This is a genomic window from Leifsonia sp. SIMBA_070, from assembly GCF_046534635.1.
Lineage (GTDB): Bacteria > Actinomycetota > Actinomycetes > Actinomycetales > Microbacteriaceae > Leifsonia.
In genome coordinates, this window is sequence record NZ_JAWRYK010000001.1 from 2762083 (window position 1) to 2783096 (window position 21014).

Annotated in this window: 20 protein-coding genes and 1 tRNA gene; 14 read left to right on the forward strand and 7 right to left on the reverse strand. The window is 68.7% G+C overall.

Going from position 1 to position 21014, the window contains the following annotated elements; translation table 11 throughout:
* The first annotated feature begins 18 nt into the window (after window positions 1-18).
* The gene (locus tag SB754_RS13065) at window positions 19-807 is read left to right on the forward strand and encodes a sirohydrochlorin chelatase (RefSeq protein ID WP_410782735.1); all 789 of its coding nucleotides are present in this window, start codon (window positions 19-21) and stop codon (window positions 805-807) included.
* Here the strand turns inward: SB754_RS13065 and SB754_RS13070 are convergent.
* Window positions 711-965 (reverse strand): hypothetical protein, encoded by a 255-nt coding sequence (locus SB754_RS13070; protein ID WP_410782736.1) that lies wholly within the window; start codon window positions 963-965, stop codon window positions 711-713. The two genes, SB754_RS13065 and SB754_RS13070, sit on opposite strands and share 97 nt — an antisense overlap.
* Window positions 966-1055: 90 nt before the next feature.
* Here SB754_RS13070 and SB754_RS13075 point away from each other — a divergent pair, with 90 nt between their 5' ends.
* The 4 genes from SB754_RS13075 to SB754_RS13090 all read left to right on the forward strand — a co-directional run bounded on the left by SB754_RS13075 (window position 1056) and on the right by SB754_RS13090 (window position 5276).
* Window positions 1056-2594 (forward strand): glycoside hydrolase family 127 protein, encoded by a 1539-nt coding sequence (locus SB754_RS13075; protein ID WP_410782737.1) that lies wholly within the window; start codon window positions 1056-1058, stop codon window positions 2592-2594.
* A complete protein-coding gene (locus SB754_RS13080; protein ID WP_410782738.1) occupies window positions 2585-3586 on the forward strand; it encodes an NAD-dependent epimerase/dehydratase family protein in 1002 nt (333 codons plus the stop codon). The genes SB754_RS13075 and SB754_RS13080 overlap by 10 nt, the downstream gene beginning before the upstream one ends.
* 71 nt (window positions 3587-3657) lie before the next feature.
* Window positions 3658-3954: a helix-turn-helix domain-containing protein gene (locus SB754_RS13085; RefSeq protein ID WP_410782739.1), complete on the forward strand. Its 297-nt coding sequence runs from the start codon at window positions 3658-3660 to the stop codon at window positions 3952-3954.
* Window positions 3951-5276: a type II toxin-antitoxin system HipA family toxin gene (locus tag SB754_RS13090; protein WP_410782740.1), complete on the forward strand. Its 1326-nt coding sequence runs from the start codon at window positions 3951-3953 to the stop codon at window positions 5274-5276. The genes SB754_RS13085 and SB754_RS13090 overlap by 4 nt, the downstream gene beginning before the upstream one ends.
* On the opposite strand, the gene SB754_RS13095 is transcribed toward SB754_RS13090, so the two are convergent.
* Window positions 5262-6326, reverse strand: a complete 1065-nt coding sequence (locus SB754_RS13095) for a LacI family DNA-binding transcriptional regulator (RefSeq protein ID WP_410782741.1) — start codon at window positions 6324-6326, stop codon at window positions 5262-5264. The two genes, SB754_RS13090 and SB754_RS13095, sit on opposite strands and share 15 nt — an antisense overlap.
* A gap of 172 nt (window positions 6327-6498) precedes the next feature.
* Between SB754_RS13095 and SB754_RS13100 the strand changes: the two genes are divergently transcribed.
* From SB754_RS13100 to SB754_RS13125, 6 genes are all read left to right on the forward strand, one after another.
* Window positions 6499-7875, forward strand: coding sequence for an ABC transporter substrate-binding protein (locus SB754_RS13100; RefSeq protein WP_410782742.1), 1377 nt, complete (start codon window positions 6499-6501; stop codon window positions 7873-7875).
* Window positions 7876-7915: 40 nt separating this feature from the next.
* Window positions 7916-8836 (forward strand): carbohydrate ABC transporter permease, encoded by a 921-nt coding sequence (locus tag SB754_RS13105; protein ID WP_410782743.1) that lies wholly within the window; start codon window positions 7916-7918, stop codon window positions 8834-8836.
* A gap of 2 nt (window positions 8837-8838) precedes the next feature.
* The gene (locus tag SB754_RS13110; RefSeq protein WP_410782744.1) at window positions 8839-9747 is read left to right on the forward strand and encodes a carbohydrate ABC transporter permease; all 909 of its coding nucleotides are present in this window, start codon (window positions 8839-8841) and stop codon (window positions 9745-9747) included.
* 37 nt (window positions 9748-9784) lie between these two features.
* Window positions 9785-11833, forward strand: coding sequence for a glycoside hydrolase family 2 protein (locus SB754_RS13115; RefSeq protein WP_410782745.1), 2049 nt, complete (start codon window positions 9785-9787; stop codon window positions 11831-11833).
* A gap of 195 nt (window positions 11834-12028) precedes the next feature.
* Complete coding sequence (locus tag SB754_RS13120; protein WP_410782746.1) at window positions 12029-12361, forward strand: hypothetical protein; 333 nt, start codon at window positions 12029-12031, stop codon at window positions 12359-12361.
* Window positions 12348-12929 (forward strand): carboxymuconolactone decarboxylase family protein, encoded by a 582-nt coding sequence (locus SB754_RS13125; RefSeq protein WP_410782747.1) that lies wholly within the window; start codon window positions 12348-12350, stop codon window positions 12927-12929. Before SB754_RS13120 ends, SB754_RS13125 begins: the two co-directional genes overlap by 14 nt.
* A 121-nt stretch (window positions 12930-13050) precedes the next feature.
* Here SB754_RS13125 and SB754_RS13130 read toward each other — a convergent pair.
* Window positions 13051-13140: transfer RNA gene (locus tag SB754_RS13130), tRNA-Ser, on the reverse strand.
* A gap of 86 nt (window positions 13141-13226) precedes the next feature.
* On the opposite strand from SB754_RS13130, the gene SB754_RS13135 reads away from it, so the two are divergent.
* The gene (locus SB754_RS13135; protein ID WP_410782748.1) at window positions 13227-14015 is read left to right on the forward strand and encodes an SGNH/GDSL hydrolase family protein; all 789 of its coding nucleotides are present in this window, start codon (window positions 13227-13229) and stop codon (window positions 14013-14015) included.
* On the opposite strand, the gene SB754_RS13140 is transcribed toward SB754_RS13135, so the two are convergent.
* The gene (locus tag SB754_RS13140) at window positions 14005-14931 is read right to left on the reverse strand and encodes an alpha/beta fold hydrolase (RefSeq protein WP_410782749.1); all 927 of its coding nucleotides are present in this window, start codon (window positions 14929-14931) and stop codon (window positions 14005-14007) included. The two genes, SB754_RS13135 and SB754_RS13140, sit on opposite strands and share 11 nt — an antisense overlap.
* A 139-nt stretch (window positions 14932-15070) precedes the next feature.
* On the opposite strand from SB754_RS13140, the gene radA reads away from it, so the two are divergent.
* The gene (gene radA / locus SB754_RS13145; RefSeq protein ID WP_410782750.1) at window positions 15071-16432 is read left to right on the forward strand and encodes a DNA repair protein RadA; all 1362 of its coding nucleotides are present in this window, start codon (window positions 15071-15073) and stop codon (window positions 16430-16432) included.
* A gap of 109 nt (window positions 16433-16541) precedes the next feature.
* Complete coding sequence (locus SB754_RS13150) at window positions 16542-16901, forward strand: YciI family protein (RefSeq protein ID WP_410782751.1); 360 nt, start codon at window positions 16542-16544, stop codon at window positions 16899-16901.
* Window positions 16902-17076: 175 nt separating this feature from the next.
* Here SB754_RS13150 and SB754_RS13155 read toward each other — a convergent pair whose 3' ends face one another.
* The 3 genes from SB754_RS13155 to SB754_RS13165 form a co-directional block, all read right to left on the reverse strand.
* On the reverse strand, window positions 17077-17712 hold the full coding sequence (locus SB754_RS13155) for a hypothetical protein (RefSeq protein ID WP_410782752.1): 636 nt from the start codon (window positions 17710-17712) through the stop codon (window positions 17077-17079).
* A gap of 63 nt (window positions 17713-17775) precedes the next feature.
* Window positions 17776-18291, reverse strand: a complete 516-nt coding sequence (locus SB754_RS13160; protein WP_410782753.1) for an amino-acid N-acetyltransferase — start codon at window positions 18289-18291, stop codon at window positions 17776-17778.
* A gap of 113 nt (window positions 18292-18404) precedes the next feature.
* A complete protein-coding gene (locus SB754_RS13165) occupies window positions 18405-20927 on the reverse strand; it encodes an ATP-dependent Clp protease ATP-binding subunit (protein ID WP_410782754.1) in 2523 nt (840 codons plus the stop codon).
* Window positions 20928-21014: the final 87 nt, after the last annotated feature.

The window sequence follows — 21014 nt, forward strand, 5'->3', positions numbered from 1 at the left end:
CACACCACCGGATCCCCCGTGATCGGAGCACTCATGATCGCCATCCTCACCGTCTCGCATGGAACCTCCGACCCGCTGGGCCAGCAGGCGATCGGGCGGTACGCCGAGGCGGTCCACGCCGCCGTCGACGCCGACCTCGCGCACCACGCGTTCGTCGACGTGCAGCAGCCGGATGTCGGTGAGGCCCTGCGCACCCTTCCCGCCGACGCCACGATCGTGATCGTGCCGCTGCTCCTGTCGCGCGGCTACCATCTCGGCCACGACATCCCGGCAGCCTCCGCCCCCTACGGCGACCGGGTCATCGTCGCGCCGGCGCTCGGACCGGACCCGCGACTCGCCGAGATCCTCACGCGCCGGATGCTCGAGGCCGGGCTGCGGCCCGACGACCGCATCGTGCTCGCCGCCGCAGGGTCCAGCGACAGGGCCGGTGTCGAGGACGGCCTGCAGGCGGGAGCCCTCCTCGCCGCGGCCTCCCGGCGCCCGGTGACCGTCGGATTCCTCAGCGCGGCGGAGCCGACGCTGGACACCGCCGTGTCCGCGGCCTCGTCCGACGTGCCGACGACGGCCAGAGTCCTCGCCGCGAGCTACCTGCTCGCGCGCGGCTACTTCCACCGACAGGCCGAACGTTCGAACGCGGACGTCGTGACGGAGCCGTTGCTGCGCACCGACCGGCCCCCCGAGTGGGAACTCGTCGCCGTCGCACGGGAGCGCTACTTCGCCGCGCTGTCCGACTCCGGCATCGCACTGTCACCCTTCTCGGCACCGCGCCTGCGGACGAGCGCGACCAGCGATGCGACGAGGCCGTAGCCGGCGCCGACGAGGAGGATGACCGCGGTCACCCTCACACCGGGGAAGGCCGCTCCGGGCGAAAGAGTCAGACTCGCGACCGCCAGCCCGATCAGCGCCACGCTGAGCGCGCCGAAGAAGACCAGTGCGCGTCTGCGTTCGGTTTCGGGATCGGACACGGCTTCCTCGTTTTCCGTCATGGCCGGGCGTGGCCCGTTGCGGGGACGCTAGAGCCTCCAGGCCCGGCGAGCTAGCCGCCGTGACGGAATATGACGCGGTCCACCCGGGGCGGGGCTCCCGTCGCACCGAAGCGCGTCACACCTCGAGCGCAGTGGACGCGCGGATCACCAGGCGGCACGGCAGGGACTCCACACCCGACTGCGTCTCGCCGTCGATGGCGGCGAACAGTCATCGCCCGGCGCGCGGCCGATCACGTCTGCGAGACCTTCGGCGCCGACGGCATCCAGGGGGTGTGCGGGCATCCGGAGATCGAGGTCGCGCTCGCCGAGTTCGCGCGGTACACGGGCGACCGCAAATATCTGGAGCAAGCGCGACTGTTCATCGAACGGCGCGGTCACCGCACGCTGGCCGACATCGAGTTCGGCCGGCAGTACTTCCAGGACGAGACCCCGCTGCGCGAGACGGACGTCATGAGCGGCCACGCCGTGCGCGCGCTCTACCTGGCCGCGGGCGGCGTCGATGTCGCCGTCGAGACCGGGGACGACGAGCTGCTGAGCGCGCTCCGCACGCAGATGGCGAACACCATCGGACGACGCACCTACCTGACCGGCGGAATGGGCGCGCACCACGAAGGCGAGTCGTTCGGCCTGGACTACGAGCTCCCGCCGGACCGCGCCTACTCGGAAACCTGCGCTGGCGTCGGGTCGGTCATGGTCAATTTCCGGCTGCTGCTGGCCACCGGCGAATCGCGCTACGCCGACGCGATCGAGCGAACGTTGTACAACGTGGTCGCCGGCTCGCCGGGCGAGGAGGGAACGTCGTTCTTCTACACGAACACGCTCCACCAGCGGGTGCCCGGCTCCACGCCCTCTCCCGATGAGCAGAGTCCGCGCGCCGCATCGAGCCTGCGGGCACCGTGGTTCGACGTGTCGTGCTGCCCGACCAATGTCGCGCGCACCTTCGCGTCTCTCGGCGCCTACGTCGCCACGTCGTCCGCCGACGGCCTGCAACTGCACCAGTTCGTCAGCGGCGAGGTGAAGGCCGAGCTGGCCGCGGGCCACGTCAGCGTGGCGATCGAGACCCGCTACCCCGACGAGGGGACCGTGCGCGTCACCGTGGCCGAGACGGTCGCGGACGAGTGGGAGCTGGCGATCCGGGTCCCCGGTTGGGCGCGATCCGGCGGCCTGCTCGTGGTGGGCGATAGTGAGCCTGAGACCGTCGCTCCCGGGATGGCCCGGGTGAGGCGCCGGTTCGCTGTCGGCGACGTGGTGGAGCTGCGACTCGACCCCGCCCCGCGCTTCACGTATCCCGATCCGCGGGTCGACGCGGTGCAGGGCAGCGTGGCCGTCGAGGCCGGCCCGCTGGTGCTGTGCGTCGAATCCGTCGATCTTCCGGATGGGGCCGGCGTCAACGAACTGCGGGTCGACCCCGCTGTCGCCCCGCGCGTCGCCGACGGCAGGACCGTGGTGACCGGGCGGATGGCGCGCTTCGAGCCGACCGACTGGCCCTACGACCCGGAGGCGGAAGATGTGGACGAGACCGCCGCGTTCGAGTTCGCCTTGACCCCGTACCACCGCCGCGCGAACCGCGGGCCCGCGACCATGAGAGTGTGGATGCCATGCGCGTAGCAGTGATCGGTGCCACCGGGCACGTCGGCAGCTATCTCGTCCCCCGACTGGTTCGGGCGGGCCACGAGGTCGTCGCGGTGACGCGCGGCCTGAGCCAGCCGTACCATCCGGACCCGGCGTGGGAGGCCGTGCAGAGGGGCCAGCTGGACCGCGAGGCCGGCGACGCCGACGGGACCTTCGCGCCCGCCATCGCCGACCTGGACGTCGACGCCGTGATCGACATGGTCTGCTTCACGGTCGACTCGGCCCAGAAGCTGGTCGACGGGCTGCGTGGGCGGGTGAGCCTGCTGCTCAGCTGCGGCACGATCTGGATCCACGGCCCGGGCACAGCGGTTCCTCTGGCGGAGGAGGACGCGCGGGAACCCTTCGGGGAGTACGGCGTGAACAAGGACGCGATCGAAAAACTCCTGCTGGCCGAGTCGCAGACACCGGGCGGTGTGGCCAGCGTCGTCCTGCATCCCGGTCATATCACCGGCCCCGGCTGGAACATGATCAACCCGGCAGGGAACCTCGACCTCGACGTCTGGCGGCGGCTCGCCGGCGGTGAGGAGGTCGTGCTGCCGAACTTCGGTCTCGAAACCGTCCACCACGTCCATGCCGACGACGTCGCCCAGGGATTCGAGCTGGCACTGACGAATCCTGGGGCGGTGGGGCACGGCTTCCACCTCGTCTCGGACCGCGCGCTCACCCTCCGGGGGTTCGCCGCCGCGGCGGCCGGCTGGTTCGGCGAGCAGCCGGTCCTCCGATTCGAGCCGTTCGACCGGTTCGCCGAGTCCGCGGGGCAGGACCATGCCGCGGCGACGTGGGAGCACATCTCGCGGAGCCCGTCGATCAGCATCGAGAAGAGCCGCCGCATCCTCGGCTACGAACCGCGCTACAGCAGCCTCCGAGCCGTGGGCGAAGCTCTGCAACGGCTGATCGACGACGGGAAGGTCGAGACTCGCGGTCGTGCCGTGCCGGGGCACGTCCTGCATGACCGGCCTTCCCCTTAATGGCGAGTAGATCCAGCCTTAACCGCGTTATTGGCGAGTATACTCGTCATTAACCAGCAGAGGAGGCGACGGTGATCGATACACAACCAGCGAAGGTACTTCGTGCAGCGCGCGAGATCGGAGAGGACTTCGCCGGGTGGCGGAAGGTCCTCGGGCTCTCTGCCCAGCAGGTCGCCGAGCGCGCCGACGTGACACGTGACACGCTGAGGAAGCTCGAGCACGGGGACCCCACTGTCGGGTTCCACGTCGTCCTCAAGGTCGCCCGCGCTCTCGGCATCCTCGACACCCTCGCGGGCGCGCTGGATCCCCTGACCACCGACATCGGCCGCGCCCGCGCCTCCTTGCTCTCCCGGCAGCGCGTGCGATGACTCACTACGACGGACTCCAAGTGCACCTCGAGCTCGCCGGCACGACAGTGCTCGTGGGCAACGCCCAGTTCCACCGCGGGCGCGGTGCGCTCACCTCCACCACTTTCCAGTACGACCAGAGCTACCTGGCGAACCCCGCTGGCTACGCCATCGATCCCGCGCTGCAACTGGTCACCGGTACTCAGTACGTGCAGGGGCTCCCCGGCGCGTTCGCCGACTCGGCACCCGACCGCTGGGGGCGCAACCTCATCACGAAGCGCGAGCGCGCCCTCGCCCGCGAGGAGGCACGACGCCCTCAGCAGCTCGACGATGTCGACTTCTTGACCGGCGTCGGTGACATCACCCGCCAGGGGGCTCTCCGATTCCGGCCGAACGATGGCGTCGGTTTCCTGGATCCCGGCCATACCGTTCCGAGACTGGTCCGGCTGCCCGAGCTTCTGCACGCCGCCGACGCCGCCGCACGAAGCGGCGACGACTTCGAAGCGGTGAAAGCGCTCCTCGACGCGGGAACCGGCTCCCTCGGCGGTGCTCGGCCGAAAGCGGCCGTGCTGGGCGATGACGGCAAGCAGCTGATCGCGAAATTCCCGCACCACGAGGACGACTGGGATGTCATGGCTTGGGAAGCCACCGCCCAGGAGCTCGCCGCGGCGGCCGGCGTCACTACTCCCCCACACCGGCTGGTGCGTGTCGAAGATTCGCACATCCTCCTGCTGGACCGCTTCGACCGCACGATGGGGTCGGACAGGACCGCACCCGGCCGCGTCGGGTACATCAGCGCAATGACCCTCCTGCAGCACCACGACGGCGAAGGCGCCGATTACCTCGACATCGCCGAAAGCATGGAGGAGATCAGCGCTCGCCCGAAGGACGACGCCCGGCAGCTGTTCCTCCGCGTCGCGGTCAGTGTGGGCCTGAACAACACCGACGACCACCTGCGCAATCACGGCTTTCTCCGCAGCCGCGGCGGATGGAACCTCTCCCCCACCTTCGACATCAACCCGAATCCCTCCCTCGACGCCAGGCAGACCTCGATCGCCGGCGCAGAGACAGCGGAGGACGAAACGGAGGGTTTGCGCGAGTTGGGACGCGCGTGCCGCATGACAGGCGACGAGATCGGCGCGGATCTGGCTCGCACCGCCGAGGTGATGACCGGATGGCGCACGGTCGCCACCCGCAACGGGGTGAGCCGAGCCGACATCAGTCGCTTCGAGCTGAGCTTCGATGTCGGCATCCGGACGGTTCTCGATGCCGCACGGCCCGATCCGACCGTCGTCCCGTTTGCAGGGCCGCAGCCCGGCAGGACGCGTTCAGGGCGTCGCTAACTCGTCTGCGTGTGCGACGGCGGGATCCCGACCGGCGTCGGACACCCCGGTGCTCTCCCGCGGCAGCAGCAGGTGGGGGGCGACGATCTCCTGCGCCGGCAGGGCCGGGTCGTCGATCCTGGCCGCGATGCGTGCGATCGCCTGCTCGGCGATGAAGGGCGTGTCGAGGGAGACGGTGCTGAGAGACGGCCGTGCGTAACGTCCCTCTTCGATGTCGTCGATGCCGATGATCGCCACGTCGTCGGGCACCTGCAGGCCCGCATCGAACACTGCTCGGGCTGCACCCATCGCGAGCAGATCGGAGTAGCAGAAGATCGCATCCGGCCGAGGCGACTCGGACAGCAACGACGACGCGGCGGAGTACCCATCGGCGCGACTGTAGTGGTCGGCCGAACGGACCAGCGACGTGTCGAGACCGAGCCCGGCACGCTCGAGCGCCCTCGTGTAGCCCTCCGTCCGCTGCTGGGGAGTCGCGTAGTGCTCCTTGGGCTGCGTCCCGATTGCCGCGATCCGGGTGCGGCCGATGGCGATCAGGTGCTCGGTCGCGTCGACGGCCGCCTGCACGTTGTCGATGGCGACGTGATCGAAGCGGCCATCGAACGTGTGCTCGCCGAGGAGCACCAGTGGCATGCTGCGGGACGCGTTGACCTCGCTCAGCTCGGACTCCGTGGCGAGCGGCGCGAACAGCATCCCGTCGAACAGCATGTTGCGGTCGGTGCCGCGGAGCAGGTCCTGCTCGCGATCGTGGTCGTGGCCCGTCTGGTCGATCATCACCTGGTAGCCCACGTCCGCCGCCGCCGTGATGACGTCTCGGGCGAGTTCGCTGAAGTACGGGACGTCGATCTCCGGCACGACGAGGGCGAGGAGGCCGGTCCGCCCCGTGCGGAGGGTTCGCGCGACCGGATTGGGGCGGTAGCCGAGCTCGTCGATGGCCTGCTGGACGCGCTCCCGCATCTTGGCGCTCACGTGCTCGTAGCCGCTCACCACGTTGGAGACCGTCCGCACCGAGACGCGTGCGCGCTCGGCGACGTCCCGAAGTGTTGCCGGCATCCTGCCCCTCCTGCCCTCGCAGAGCCCTCACTCTACCGTTTGCAACCGTTGCAAACATCCTGTACCGTTTTGCATACGTTGGCAAACACGGGCCTGCAGTGACCAAGACCCGGACCGCCGACAACCCGGAACCCGTCCGATCCCCCTTCGGGCGACCGCACAAAGGAGTGTCATGAAGCTCACAACCCCGAAAGGGCGAAAGACCGCGATCACGCGGTTCATCGCCCTCGGCGCAGCCGGCCTGATCGCGGTCGGCCTGTCCGGCTGCGGACCCGACATCGGCTCGGGCGACCCCAGCGCATCCAGCACGGAGCTCACCGCACCCACCGAGAAGTCGCCCAAGGGAGAGATCACGATCTGGGACCGCTCCGGCGACCTCTTCAAGGTCTTCGACGCCGCGATCGCCGACTTCAACAAGGTCTACCCCGGCATCACCGTCCACCACGAAGCCGTCGACATCGATGCCAAGCTGCAGAACACCCTGATCACGGGCACCGACGTGCCCGACGGCGTCTTCCTCGACGACGCGAAGGTCGGCGGATACTCCGAATACCTCTGGAACCTGAAGGATGTGCTGGCGCCCTATACGAAGGACATCGCCAAGCAGAAGATCGACGTCAACACGGTCAAGGGCGGCATCTACGGAGTGCCGTTCGACCTCGATCCGGGACTCCTGTTCTACAACCAGAAGGCGTTGAGCGCGGCCGGGATCGACCCGGCGTCGATCAAGACGTACGACGACCTGGTCGCTGCCGGCAAGAAATACCAGCAGTACAAGCCGGGATCGAAGCCCATCCATCTGGAGCAGAGCACCTTCCTCGGCCAGCTGCAGCTGGAGATGTACACGAGCCAGCTCGGAACGAGCATCGCCGACGCCGACGGAAAACTGCGGCTCGACTCCCCCGCGTACAAGCAGATCCTGGGCTGGCTGGACGACGTCCAGAAGCAGGGACTCGGGACGCGCGCCGAATACCTGAGCCCCAGCGACATCGGGGCGCTCGACTCGGGAGACGAGGTCTTCTATCCGTGGTCGATCTGGTTCGACTTCGCGCCCCAGCAACAGCTCACCGCCACCAAGGGCGACTGGCGCGCTATGCCCCTGCCCGCGTGGAAGGACGGCGGCGCGCGAAGCGGCGCGATGGGAGGCTCGTCCTTCGTCCTCCCCAAGGAGGGCAAGAACTCTCAGCTGGCCTGGCTGTTCTACAAGTTCCTGATGTACGACAAGGCCGGATACACCGCGGTCTACGGACCCAACGACGTCTACCCCGGCGGCCTCAACACCTCGATCCCCGCCTACGAGCCGGCAGCGAACCCCGACAAGCCCTTGTTCAAGCCGATCGAAGCGATGGGCAACCAGGACCTCTGGTCGACCGCGATCGAAGCGGGCAAGGATATCCCGGGCGGTGCGCCGTTGCCGACCTGGTGGGCGGGCGCCGTCGACTACCTCGGCAACGACATCCAGAAGATGCTGGATGGCTCACTCACGCCGGATCAGGTCATCGAGCAATCGTCGAAGGACATCCAGTCCAACCTGATCGACCGACAGTAGCCATGCCGGGCCGACCCGACCGCCGAACCGAGGAACGACCGTGACCACGACCACCGCAGCTCCGCCCGCGCCGCCCCGCGCGACCAGGGGGAGCAGAGGCTATTCGATCCGCAGAGCGCTCGCGCCCTACCTGTTCGTCCTGCCGTTCGTGGCCATCTTCCTCGCGTTCAGCATCTATCCGCTCCTGTTCACGTTGCGCCTGAGCTTCACGAACTGGCACGGATCCGGTGCGGCGGAATGGGTCGGCCTCGGCAACTACGCCTACCTTCTCGGAAGCAGCGCCTTCTGGTCGTCGCTGGCGAACTCCGGCATCCTGTGGTTGCTGATCGTCCCCATCCAACTCGTCGTCTGCATCGTCGTGGCCGTGCTGCTCGACAATGCCAAGCTCCGCCTCCGCGGGTTCTACCGGGTGGCCTTCATCGTGCCGTTCGTGACGCCGCTCGTCGCGGTGGCTCAGATCTGGATCGTGCTGTTCGATCAGAACTACGGGGCGGTGAACGGGGTCCTGAACCTCGTCGGGTTGCCGGATGTCGGGTGGCTGGTGACCAGCCAGTGGGCGAAGCCGACTCTCGCGCTGCTCTTCCTGTGGAAGACGAGCGGGTTCATCATCATCATCCTGCTGTCCGGGCTGCAGTCGATCGACTCGAACATCTACGAGGCCGCGGAGATCGACGGCGCGACCCGGGTACGGCAGGTGTGGAGCATCACCGTCCCGCTGCTGCGGCGCACGATCATGTTCGCCGTCGTCCTCCAGACGCTGGCCGTGTTCCAAATGTTCGCAGAGCCATTCGTCGTGACCAAGGGCGGCCCGTACGGCTCCACGACGACTGCAGGCCTCTTCCTCTACAACCACATCACCCGAGCCGATCTCGGGACCGGCGCAGCCAACTCGTTCCTGCTCGTCATCGTCGTCATGGCGCTGTCGCTCGGGTTCGTACGGCTCCTGCGGGCGAAGGACTGAACGTGACCACCACCACAGAGAGAACCGCCGACGCGCCCGCTCGCACCGCGCACGAGCCGCGCCGCATCCACCGTCGGCCGCTCATCGGGTCCAACGTCTTCCTGATGATCCTGACGGTCGCATTCCTCGCCCCCGTCGTCTGGGCGATCGTCTCCGCCTTCAAGCCCGCCGGCGACATCATCCGCGACCCCCTGGGATTCGATCCGACGACGTTCACGCTCGACAACTTCCGCGGGATGTTCCAGGACGTGCCGATCGCATCCGGATTTCTGAACACGGGCATCGTCCTCGTCGTCAAAGGCGCGATCACCCTGTTCTGCGCACCACTCGCCGGGTACGCCTTCGCCAAGTACGACTTCCGCGGCAAGAACCTCATCTTCGGCACCGTGCTGGTGACGCTGATGCTCCCGACCATCGTGCTCATCATCCCGCTGCTGCTGGAGATGAAAGAGCTCGGCTGGGTCAACACCTACCAGGCCCTGATCCTCCCGGGATCGGTCGACGCCTTCGCGATCTTCTGGATGCGCCAGGTCATCTCCGCCGTACCGGACGAGCTCCTCGACGCCGCCCGGGTCGACGGCTGCGGTGAATTCGGGATCTTCTGGCGCATCGTCGTCCCGGTGATCCGGCCGGGCCTCGCCGGACTCGCCGTCCTCACGATCATGAACATCTACAACGACTTCGTGTGGCCGGTCGTCGTCGCCAGCTCCAGCAAGATGGCGACCCTCCAGGTGGTGCTGTCCACACTGGCCCAGAACATCTCGGGCAACAAGGTGGGCGCCGACTACGCGACCGTCACCGGTGAACTGCTCGCGGCGAGCTCCGTCGCCCTCATCCCCCTGCTCATCCTCTTCATCGTGCTGCAGAAGCACTTCATCAACGGCATCCTCGCCGGCAGCGTCAAAGGCTGATCGCATGCGCGCCGAACCAACGAAAGGCACTCCCTCAATGCCCCTCCCGAAGCCCGAGTACCCGCGGCCCGACTTCGACCGATCCGAGCGCTGGCTCTCCCTCAACGGCGAGTGGGGATTCGAGCCGGCCGGTGGCGAACCGACGACGATCGTCGTCCCCTTCGCCTGGGAGACGACCGCGTCCGGTGTGCGCAGGACCTGGCTCGAGCGCGCGGTCTACCGGCGGACGATCACCGTGCCGGCCGAATGGGACGGCAGGCGGATCATCCTCAGCTTCGGCGCGGTGCACCATGCCACCCGCGTCGTCGTCGACGGCGCGCTCGTCGGCACGCACACGGGCGGCTACACGTCATTCGAGTTCGACGTCACCGATGCCGTTTCGCCCGGACGGGCGTCGGAGCTGGTCGTCGAGGTGGATGCGCCGGCCGACAAGCGCGAGATCCCGCACGGCAAGCAGCGCTCCATCCCCCGGGACGACTACGACGGCGTCTCCTTCACTCCGACCTCCGGCATCTGGCAGTCGGTCTGGCTGGAGGCGCGCGGTCGCACGTACGTCGCATCCGCGTCGCTCCGGGGCGACTCCCTGACCGGATTCGCGATCTCCGGCACGGTGGCCGGGGATGCGGTGACTGGCGATGCTCCTGCCGACGTCTCCGTCGTGGCGACGATCGACGGCCGCGAGACGACGCTGCCGGCGGACGCGGACGGCCGGTTCGAGGGATTCCTGAGCGTCGACGAGCCGCACCTGTGGAGTCCTTCCGACCCGCACCTCTATGCGGTCGAGTTGCGCATCGGCGAGGGCGCGTCCGCCGACCGTGTCGTCGCGACGGCCGGGCTGCGGAGGATCGAGACCAGGGGCGAGCAGCTCTTCCTCAACGGGCGTCGCCTGTACATCCGGGGCGTGCTCGATCAGGGCTACTGGGCCGAATCCGGACTCACCGCGCCGGATGACGCCGCCCTCGCCCGCGACCTGGAACTGGCCAGGGAACTCGGCTTCACCCTCGTCCGCAAGCACCTCAAGTTCGAGGAGCCGCGCTGGCTCCACTACGCCGACCGGATGGGCATGCTCGTCTGGGCGGAGCCCGCCTGCCCCAGCCGTTTCACCCCCGAGTCGGCGCGCGCATTCGAGGAGCAGCTGCCCGACATGGTCCGCCGCGACGGGAGCCATCCCTCCATCATCGTGTGGGGACTGTACAACGAGGAGTGGGGCCTCGACTGGGACATCCCGGGCAGCCCCGAGCGCGCCGCCGCCGCAGTGCACGCGTACGACACGATGCACGCCCTGGACGATTCGCGCCCCATCGTCGAGAACTCGGGTTGGGCGCACGTGCGCACCGACCTGGTCGACTGGCACTACTACGACGAGGACCCGGCGACCTGGGCGGCGAACGTCGCCGCACTCGCCTCCGGCGAGAAGGACTCGTTCGAGGTCAAGCTCGGCCCCGACTTCCTGGTCGACAAGTCCTTCTACGGCTCTGAAGACTTCCCTCGAACCGGCGTCCCCATCCTGAACAGCGAGTTCGGCGCCGGATTCACCAGCCTCGAACGCGCCTGGCACGTGCGCTGGCAGACGCAGGAGATCCGCCGCCACGACCGCTTCGCCGGCTACGTCTACACCGAACTCGCCGATGTGGAGCACGAGATGGCCGGTCTGCTCGACACCGAGCGCCGAGCCAAGGACTGGGGCGGGCTGAGCCCGGCGGACATCAACGCCGAGACGGTGCTGATCGTCGACCTCGTCCCACAGCGCGCCGGAGCGGACATCGCGATCCCCGCCGGCCCCCTCCGCTTGGATGTGCGCGCCTCGCACCACGGCGAGTCCGCGCTCGCCGGGGTCCTTCTCGCAGCGTGGACGGCGCCCGGTTCGCAAGCCCCTCCCACCGACCGTGAGGCGGCGGATGCGCGAGCGGAGCTCTCCGTCGTGCCGTTCGTGGTCTCCGACGCTGTCACCCTGGCGCTCCCCGCGCCCGGGCGCGCAGCCCGCCTGCACCTGTGGCTCGACGTCGACGGCGCAACTGTCGCGCACACGTTCGTGGATGCGGCGCCGATCGAGGAGCCGAACCGGCGCGGAGCGCGCGCGAGCTGACCAGGGGCGGGTCCCTGCATCCCGTCGGAACGGTGAGGAACTCCGGCTTCGAGACCTCACTCCTCGTCCCGCCCTCCGACCGCTACGCCGTGCAGGCACTCGCGGCCGACGGATCGGTGCTCGGGACGTCCAGCGCGGTCGGCGTCTGAGGGGGCCGGCCCACTCGCAGCCGTGTGGGGCGCGTAGAGTCGCTGCATGTCCGAAGAGGATCTCGGATCCCATGAGCATTACGCGGAACAGCTTCGAAGCCGTGCGGCCGCAGCAGCCCTGACAGGTCAGGACTTGCGCCTGGCCGTGCTCTCCGCTGCCGCAGGTGCAGACGTTCCCGAGCCATACGGGGCGCTGGTTCGCCAGATTACCGAGGACTCTGCGCGTGTCACCGATGGCCAAGTACAGGCAGTCCGCCAGTCCGCGGGTTCCGACAAAGCTGCATTCGAAGTGGTCCTCACCGCCGCGATCGGAGCCGGTTTGGATCGGTGGGACGCGGCGCAACAGGCGATCAGCGAGGCAGACGATGCGGCTCGCTGAGATCGACCGCGGGGACACCCTCCGGCACCGCATGCTCATCGGCATGATCTCCCGGGTCTCCGGCATGAGGCTGCCGGATGCCGCACGTGTCGCGTTCTATCACCACGACTTCGCCGGGCCGGCGCTCGGCGCGTGGGTGCAGAAGACGATGCGGGGCCCCAGCCCGTGGACCATAAGCGAGCGGGAGCTGATGGCCGCGACGGTCGCACGCTGGAACGCGTGCCCGTTCTGCGTGGGCGCCCACTCCGCCGTCGCCGTCCGCGGCATCGATCGGGCCGTCACCGAAGCCGTGCTTCTGGACTACCGCTCCGCTCCCATCTCGACCCGGTTCAGGGCCGCGCTGACGTTCATCGAAAAGATGACCCTCACACCGAACCTTCTCACCGCCGACGACGCCCGGGCCGCCTTCACGGACGGGCTGACTGTCGATGAGCTCCGTGACGCTGCTGCTGTTGCTGCCGTTTTCAACGTCATCACCCGCTATGCGAACGCGCTCGAGTTCGCCATTCCCCCCGACGCGGAGTTCGACAAGGCCGCCGGGATGCTGCTGCGACGGGGGTACTCGTAACCGTCGGGATGGTGGAGGACGCGTACCGCTCGTCCATCGCAGGAGACGACAGTCAGGTGGGTTTGGGGGAAAGCAAACCCCCGCGTCCCTCATCAAGGCGGGGATCGCGGGGGCTTGCACGTGGCGGTACCGGTGGGATTTGAACCCACGGTGGGCTTTCACCCACACAACTTTTCGAGAGTTGCACCTTCGGCCGCTCGGACACGGTACCGCGGACTATCGTACGCGATTCGGGCGGGCGTCTCCAATCGAGCGGAGGCGGTGCCGGGGTCGGCCGTCCGGGGTACTGTTCCGTCCATGAGAGCAGTCGGGCGCATCCTCCTCGCCGCCGCCGGCCTCCTCACGGGGGCACTCGCGGTGGGCGGCTGGCGGAGCGTTCAGGCGAAGAAGTCGTCCGTCGCCGAGGGGCGGGTGCGGCTCAACGAGATGCTCCCGGTGCACTCCAAATGGTGGCGGGATGCGGCCAAAGACCCCGGCGAGCTGCTGTACGTGGCGATCGGCGACAGCGCCGCCCAGGGCATCGGGGCCTCAGCGCCGAAGAACAGCTACGTCGGCGTGATCGCCGATCACCTCCGAGCGGTGACGGGCCGGTCGGTCCGGGTCGAGAACCTGTCGGTGTCGGGCGCGACCGTCGCCCTCGCGGTGGCCGACCAGCTGCCGCGCTTCGCCACCCTGCAACCCGACATCGTGACCGTCTCGATCGGAGCGAACGACATCGCGTCCTTCGACCCGGTGAGGTTCCGGGACGGCATCCGGGCGGTCCTGGCCGCGGTTCCGGACCACGCGATCGTGGCCGACCTCCCCTACTTCTACCTGCCCTGGAACGAACGGCTGGTGGCCGAGGGCAACCAGATCCTGCGCGAGGAGGCCGCAGCTCGCGGTCTCACGGTCGCGCCCCTCCACTCCACTATGCGGCGGCAGGGGCTGCGCGGCGCGTTCACGCAGTTCGCCGAAGACCTCTTCCACCCCAACGACCACGGCTACCGGGTGTGGGCGTCCGCGTTCCTCCCCGCGGTCACGGCACGCGCTCGCGAGCTGTACCCGCGACAGGGAGAGGATGCGGCGGCCGAAGCCCTCAGTGCGTGACCCCGGCAGGCGCCAAATGCGCCAGCACACGCTCCCAGGCGGGCACGACCGCCAGGTGGCCGACGCCCGGGATGGCTTCGAGGCGCGCATCGGGGAGCGCCTTCTGGTACCAGGCGCCGTGGGCGTGCCCGGCGAGCGGATCGGCCTGCCCGACGACCACCAGCGTCTTGGCCGCGACGTCGGCGAGCTCGAACCCCCACGGCCGGGCGGTGTAGCTGAGGATGTCGCCGGCGACCCCTCCTGTGCCCTGGCGGAACGCCTCCTTCAGCATGCGCCCCAACCGATCGCGGACCCCCGGGCGTGACAGCGCCTGCTGGTCGACGGCGCCGATTCCGAGCAGGTCGAGGGGGACATCGCCCGGCTCCGACGCAGCCGCGACGGCGTCGGCCTGCGGCTGCAGCATGGCGCTCAGCCGGCTCAGTGCCTCGCCCGGAGCCATGGCGCTGAGCTGATGGGACAGCGCCTGCAGCTGGGGGTCGATCCACGGGACGGCCTCGTTCGGAGCGGGCGTTCCGATGATCGCGACACGGTCGACGAGCTGTGGATGCCGTGCGGCGACGGCGAGCGCGATGCGGCCGCCTGCCGTCCATCCGGCCACGCCGACCGTGCGCGGGCGGGTGACGCCGATGACCGATTCCGCCACCACGACGGACCGCAGGTACTCGGCGATGTCGTCCGCGGCCTGCACAATGCTCGGCCAGCTCCCCAGCGGCCACGGGTCGCTCGAACCGTAGCCGGGACGGTCGATCGCGATGATGTGCGCGTTCCTCTCTGCGGACGCGTCCGGATCGGGGTCGAACACCGACGAGCCTGGCGCCGCATGGCAGAACACCACGAGGCGCTCCGCGTCGGGATCACCGAAACCGGAGACTCCGACGACACGGCCGGAACGGAGAGTGAAGGTGCGGTCAGCCATGCGGCCCATTGTGCACTCGGGGACCGACACGCAGAAGTGCTCACATCCTCCCTGCTCGGCGGGATGTCCACCAGCCGCCGCGATCCTCCCGCCGATGACGGTGGCTCCCCGTAGTGTTGAGCCCGATCGAGGAGGTGCCGTGCCCAAGGCGTCCGTCAACTACCGCTGCTCCGAATGCGGCTGGTCCACCGCCAAGTGGGTGGGCCGGTGCCCGGACTGCGAGGCGTGGGGAACCGTCGCCGAAGCACCACAGGCCACAGGGGTGCTGCGTGCACTCAAGCCGGTGACGATCGCCGCCGGCCGGGAGGCCCGGGCCATCACGTCCATCGAGGCGGACGGCACGCCGCGGCGCCCCAGCGGCATCGGCGAGTTCGACCGCGTCCTCGGCGGCGGAATCGTGCCGGGTGCGGCGATCCTGCTCAGCGGGGAGCCGGGCGTCGGCAAGTCGACGTTGCTGCTCGAGGTCGCCTCCCGTGCAGCGCGCACCCGCAACCGCGTCCTCTACGTGAGCGCCGAGGAGTCGGTGAGCCAGGTCAGGATGCGCGCCGAGCGCACCGGGGCCGTCCACGACGAGCTCTACCTGGCCTCCGAAACAGACCTCGGCACCATCGTCGCGCAGATCGATGCCGTCCAGCCGTCCCTCGTGATCGTCGACTCGGTCCAGACCGTGTCCAATGGAGCGACCGAGGGGATCGCCGGGGGTCCCAGCCAGGTGCGGGAGGTCGCCAGCACGCTCATCCGTGTGGCCAAGGAGCGTGACCTCCCGATCCTCATCGTCGGTCACGTCACCAAAGACGGTTCCATCGCCGGTCCCCGCCTGCTCGAGCACCTGGTCGACGTGGTGTGCCAGTTCGAAGGCGACCGCCAGACGGCCCTGCGGTTCATCCGCGCCCTGAAGAACCGGTTCGGCCCGACCGACGAGGTCGGCTGCTTCGAGATGGCCGGCGACGGCATCGCCGAGGTGCCGGACCCGAGCGGGCTGTTCCTCAGCCGCAACACCACCCCCGTCTCCGGGACGTGCGTCACCGTCGCGATGGAGGGTCGACGCCCGCTGCCGGTGGAGGTGCAGGCCCTCGTCGTCGCGACGACCGCCCCCAACCCGCGGCGCGTGACCAACGGGGTCGACTCCTCCCGCGTCGCGATGCTCCTGGCCGTGCTCGAGCGCCGGGCGGGCATCCGGCTCGGCGACAAAGACGTCTACGTCTCCACGGTCGGCGGTGTGCGCCTCACCGAACCGGGCGCCGATCTGGCGATCGCGCTGGCGATCGCCTCCGCGGCGACCGACCGTGCCATCCCCCACACCCTCGCCGCCTTCGGTGAGATCAGCCTCGCCGGCGAGATCCGGCCGGTGGTCAGCGGAAAGCAGCGGACGGCGGAGGCGGCCCGGCTGGGGTTCGCCACGCGGGTGGACGACCGGAGCGCCTCCATCCGGGAGGCTCTCCGCCTGGCGTTCACGGCGGGCGCCACCGACCGGGAGCGGGAACTCGACGCCGCCTTCTGACCGGAACGTCGAAAAGCGGTCATGCCGAACGACGCCTAGGTGACGACACCAGGGTGACGCCGATCGGGTGACACCCGGCTGACGTCACCCAGAACCGGAAGGAACCGCTATGCCGCAGTACGCCATCCTCATCTACTCCGACGCCACGATCGACCACGACCCCGCCGAACCGGCGGAACACGACCAGCACTCCGCCGAGCTCATCGAAAGCGGAGCGCTCACGGCCTCCTACGCCCTCTGGCCCGGCGACACCGCGAAGGCCGTGCGCGGAAGCGGCGTCACCGATGGCCCCTACACCGAGAGCAAAGAGATCATCGCGGGCGTCGGCATCATCGAGGCCGCAGACCTCGACGCCGCCCTGGCACTCGCCCGCCAGAACCCGGCGACCCGCTACGGCTCCGGCGTCGAGGTGCGCGAGATCTTCGCCACCTACACCCGCGGCGCCTCCTCACCGACAACACATTCGTGACGAATCGGCGTTCTCGCCGAGGCAATCCTCACATTCGTGACGAATCGGCGTCTTCGCCGAGACCGCGGGGACGTCAGATTCGTGACGAATCGGCGTTCTCGCCGACAAATTCGCCACATTCGTCACGAATCGGGGGCGCACGGCGGCCTCGGGGATGGGCCCCGAGACGACGACGTCACTGCAGGATGAACTGCTTGGTCTCCGAGCTCTTGATCCCCGAGACGCTCGTCTCCAGGTGGTACGACGCGCCCGCGGCGGGAACCTGCTCCCGCTTGGCCTGACAGGTCGACGGGTCCGACCGCGTGCGATCCCAGGTGATCGGCGTCTGCGACGAGATCGTCTTGCCGGGCTGCAGCAGCACCTCGGCATCCACTTTGTCGGCCTGGCAGTCGGTCGACTTCCAGTAGACCTCCGAGCCGCTGGTGATCGTGAACAGCTGCTGGGCCGTCCCCGCATCGATCGTGCACGCCGCCGAGCCCGTGTTCGTCAGAGCGACCGAGAGTTGCGGCAGCTCGCCCGCGGCGTACTCCCCCTTGTCGGTGACGGCCTCCACCTTCACGTCGGCGGGCTTGCACGGCTGACCGGAGGCGGATGCACTGCTGGTCGGGATGCTCGTAGCGGCAGCCGGCGTCGCGCTGGAACTGCTGCCCGGCACGGGCTGCTTCTTCGGCTCACCGCTCGACGCGCCGGGGCGGACCACGATGAGGACGATGACGACGACGACCGCGATCACGCCAAGGAGGACGATGAGCCGGCGGCGCCAGTAGACGCTGCTCGACTGGGGGCCGACCGGGTTCTTGAACGTCGACATGCCCGCACTATAGCCAGCGGGCCGGGATGCGAGCGGCAGGCGCGCCCGCCCATCCCGCAGCGCTCAGAGACGCTTCAGCATGCGGGTGTTGCCCAGAGTGTTCGGCTTCACCCGGGCGAGGTCGAGGAACTCTGCCACACCCTCGTCGTGCGAGCGCACGAGCTCGGCATACAGTTGCGGGTCGACGGTCTCCGCACCCATGTCGACGAAGCCGTTGCGGGCGAAGAAACCGACCTCGAACGTCAGGCAGAACAGCCGGCTGAGCCCGAGCTCGCGGGCATCCGACTCCAGCCGGTTCAGCAGCGCACGGCCGACGCCCTTGCCCAGCCACTCGTCGGCGACGGCCAGCGTGCGGACCTCCGCAAGGTCGCTCCACATGACGTGCAGTGCACCGCAGCCGATCAGGTGACCGTCGGGATCCTCCGCGACGCGGAACTCCTGGACCGCCTCGTAGAAGGTCACCGTCTCTTTGCCGAGGAGGATGCGTCGCTGCACGAGCGGCTCCACCAGCTCCTGGATGCGCTGCACGTCTCCGGTACGCGCCCGCCGGATGGTGAACCCTTGTTCGTTCTCGCCCACGCAACAACCCTACCGAGTGCGCGGAGGTCGTCCTGTCCGGGTGGACATGCGCGGACGCCGAGAGGGCCGGCCCCCGAAGGAGCCGGCCCTCTCGCGCTGATCAGGATAGAGCGTCAGTCGTTCGCCGCCAGGTCCGGCGTCGCCGGACCGGTGCCGATGGCGGCTGCCGAGTTGATGCCGGCGCCGATCGGCTCCTTGCGGGCGGTCGTCGTGAACACGAAGTCGCCGTCGGCGAAGTCGACGTGGACGTGGTCGCCCGCGTTCAGCTCGCCGTGCAGGATCTTCTCGCTCAGCCGGTCCTCGATCTCGTGCTGCACCGCGCGGCGGAGCGGGCGGGCGCCGAGCGTCGGGTCGAACCCGACCTCGATCAGCCGCTCCTTCGCCGGGACGGCCAGCTCGATGGTCATGTCTCGGTCGAGCAGGCGGGTCGACAGGCGCTTGATGAACAGGTCGACGATCTGCAGGAGCTCGCTCTTGTCCAGCTGCGGGAAGACGATGATCTCGTCGACGCGGTTCAGGAACTCGGGCTTGAAGTTCTTCTTCAGCTCCTCGTACACCTTGCCGCGCATCCGGTCGTACCCGGTCTGCGGGTCGCCTTCGATCACGAACCCGACGGGGCCGCCGGAGATGTCCTTCGTCCCGAGGTTGGTGGTCATGATGATCACCGTGTTCTTGAAGTCGACCACGCGACCCTGGCCATCCGTCAGGCGTCCCTCCTCCAGGATCTGGAGCAGCGAGTTGAAGATGTCCGGGTGCGCCTTCTCGATCTCATCGAAGAGCACGACGCTGAACGGCTTGCGGCGGACCTTCTCGGTCAACTGGCCGCCCTCCTCGAAGCCGACGAACCCGGGAGGGGCGCCGAACAGCCGCGAGACGGTGTGCTTCTCTCCGTACTCCGACATGTCGAGCGAGATCATCGCCGACTCGTCGTCGAACAGGAACTCGGCGAGCGCCTTGGCCAGCTCGGTCTTACCGACACCGGTGGGGCCGGCGAAGATGAACGAGCCGGAGGGACGCTTCGGGTCCTTCAGGCCGGCGCGGGTGCGGCGGATGGTCTTAGAGAGGGCCGAGATGGCCTCCTCCTGACCGATGACCCGCTGGTGCAGCGCCTGCTCCATGTAGACGAGTCGAGCCGACTCCTCCTCGGTGAGCTTGAACACCGGGATGCCGGTCGCCTGGGCCAGCACCTCGGCGATGAGGCCCTCGTCGACCTCCGCGGTGGTCTTCACCTCGCCGGAACGCCACTGCTTCTCGAGCCGCAGCCGCTCGCCGAGGAGGTTCTTCTCCTCGTCGCGCAGGGAGGCGGCCTTCTCGAAGTCCTGGTCCTCGATCGCGGCCTCCTTCTGGGAGCGGACGGCGGCGATCTTGTCGTCGAACTCGCGCAGCTCCGGCGGGGCAGAGAGGATCGACAGGCGCAGGCGGGCGCCGGCCTCGTCGATCAGGTCGATGGCCTTGTCCGGCAAGAAGCGGTCCTGGATGTAGCGGTCGGCCAGGTTCGCAGCCGCGACGATCGCACCGTCGGTGATGGACACCTTGTGGTGCGCCTCGTAGCGGTCGCGCAGCCCCTTGAGGATGTTGATCGCGTGGGGCAGCGACGGCTCGGCCACCTGGATGGGCTGGAACCGGCGCTCGAGGGCGGCATCCTTCTCGAAGTGCTTGCGGTACTCGTCGAGCGTGGTCGCACCGATGGTCTGCAGCTCACCGCGGGCGAGCAGCGGCTTCAGGATGCTGGCCGCGTCGATCGCGCCCTCGGCAGCGCCCGCACCCACCAGGGTGTGGATCTCGTCGATGAAGGTGATGATGTCGCCGCGGGTGCGGATCTCCTTGGTGACCTTCTTCAGGCGCTCCTCGAAGTCTCCGCGGTAACGGGAACCGGCGATGAGGGAGCCGAGGTCGAGCGTGTAGAGCTGCTTGTCCTTCAGCGTCTCCGGCACGTCGCCGCGGACGATCGCCTGGGCGAGGCCCTCGACGACGGCGGTCTTGCCGACGCCGGGCTCACCGATCAGAACAGGGTTGTTCTTGGAGCGGCGCGACAGGATCTGCATCACGCGCTCGATCTCCTTCTCGCGCCCGATGACCGGGTCGAGCTTGTTGTCGCGCGCGGCCTGGGTGAGGTTGCGGCCGAACTGGTCGAGGATCTGGCTACCGGCCTGCGCGGTGGTCTGATCGTTGCCGCCGACCTGGACCTGCTCCTTGCCCTGGTAGCCGGACAGGAGCTGGATGACCTGCTGGCGCACGCGGTTGAGGTCGGCGCCCAGCTTCACGAGCACCTGGGCGGCGACGCCCTCGCCCTCGCGGATGAGGCCGAGCAGGATGTGCTCGGTGCCGATGTAGTTGTGGCCGAGCTGAAGGGCCTCGCGGAGGCTGAGCTCCAGGACCTTCTTGGCGCGCGGCGTGAAGGGGATGTGGCCGGTCGGCTGCTGCTGGCCCTGGCCGATGATGTCCTGCACCTGCTCGCGCACGGCGTCGAGCGAGATGCCGAGCGACTCGAGCGCTTTGGCAGCGACGCCCTCGCCCTCGTGGATCAGGCCGAGCAGGATGTGCTCCGTCCCGATGTAGTTGTGGTTGAGCATCTTGGCCTCTTCCTGGGCCAGGACGACGACACGGCGGGCGCGGTCGGTGAATCTCTCGAACATGTCTACTCCTCGGCGACACCGTTGCAGGTTCGGCGTCGATACAAAGAGAGTAACCACCGCTTCCCCGCCTGCGTGGCCCTGTTCGCC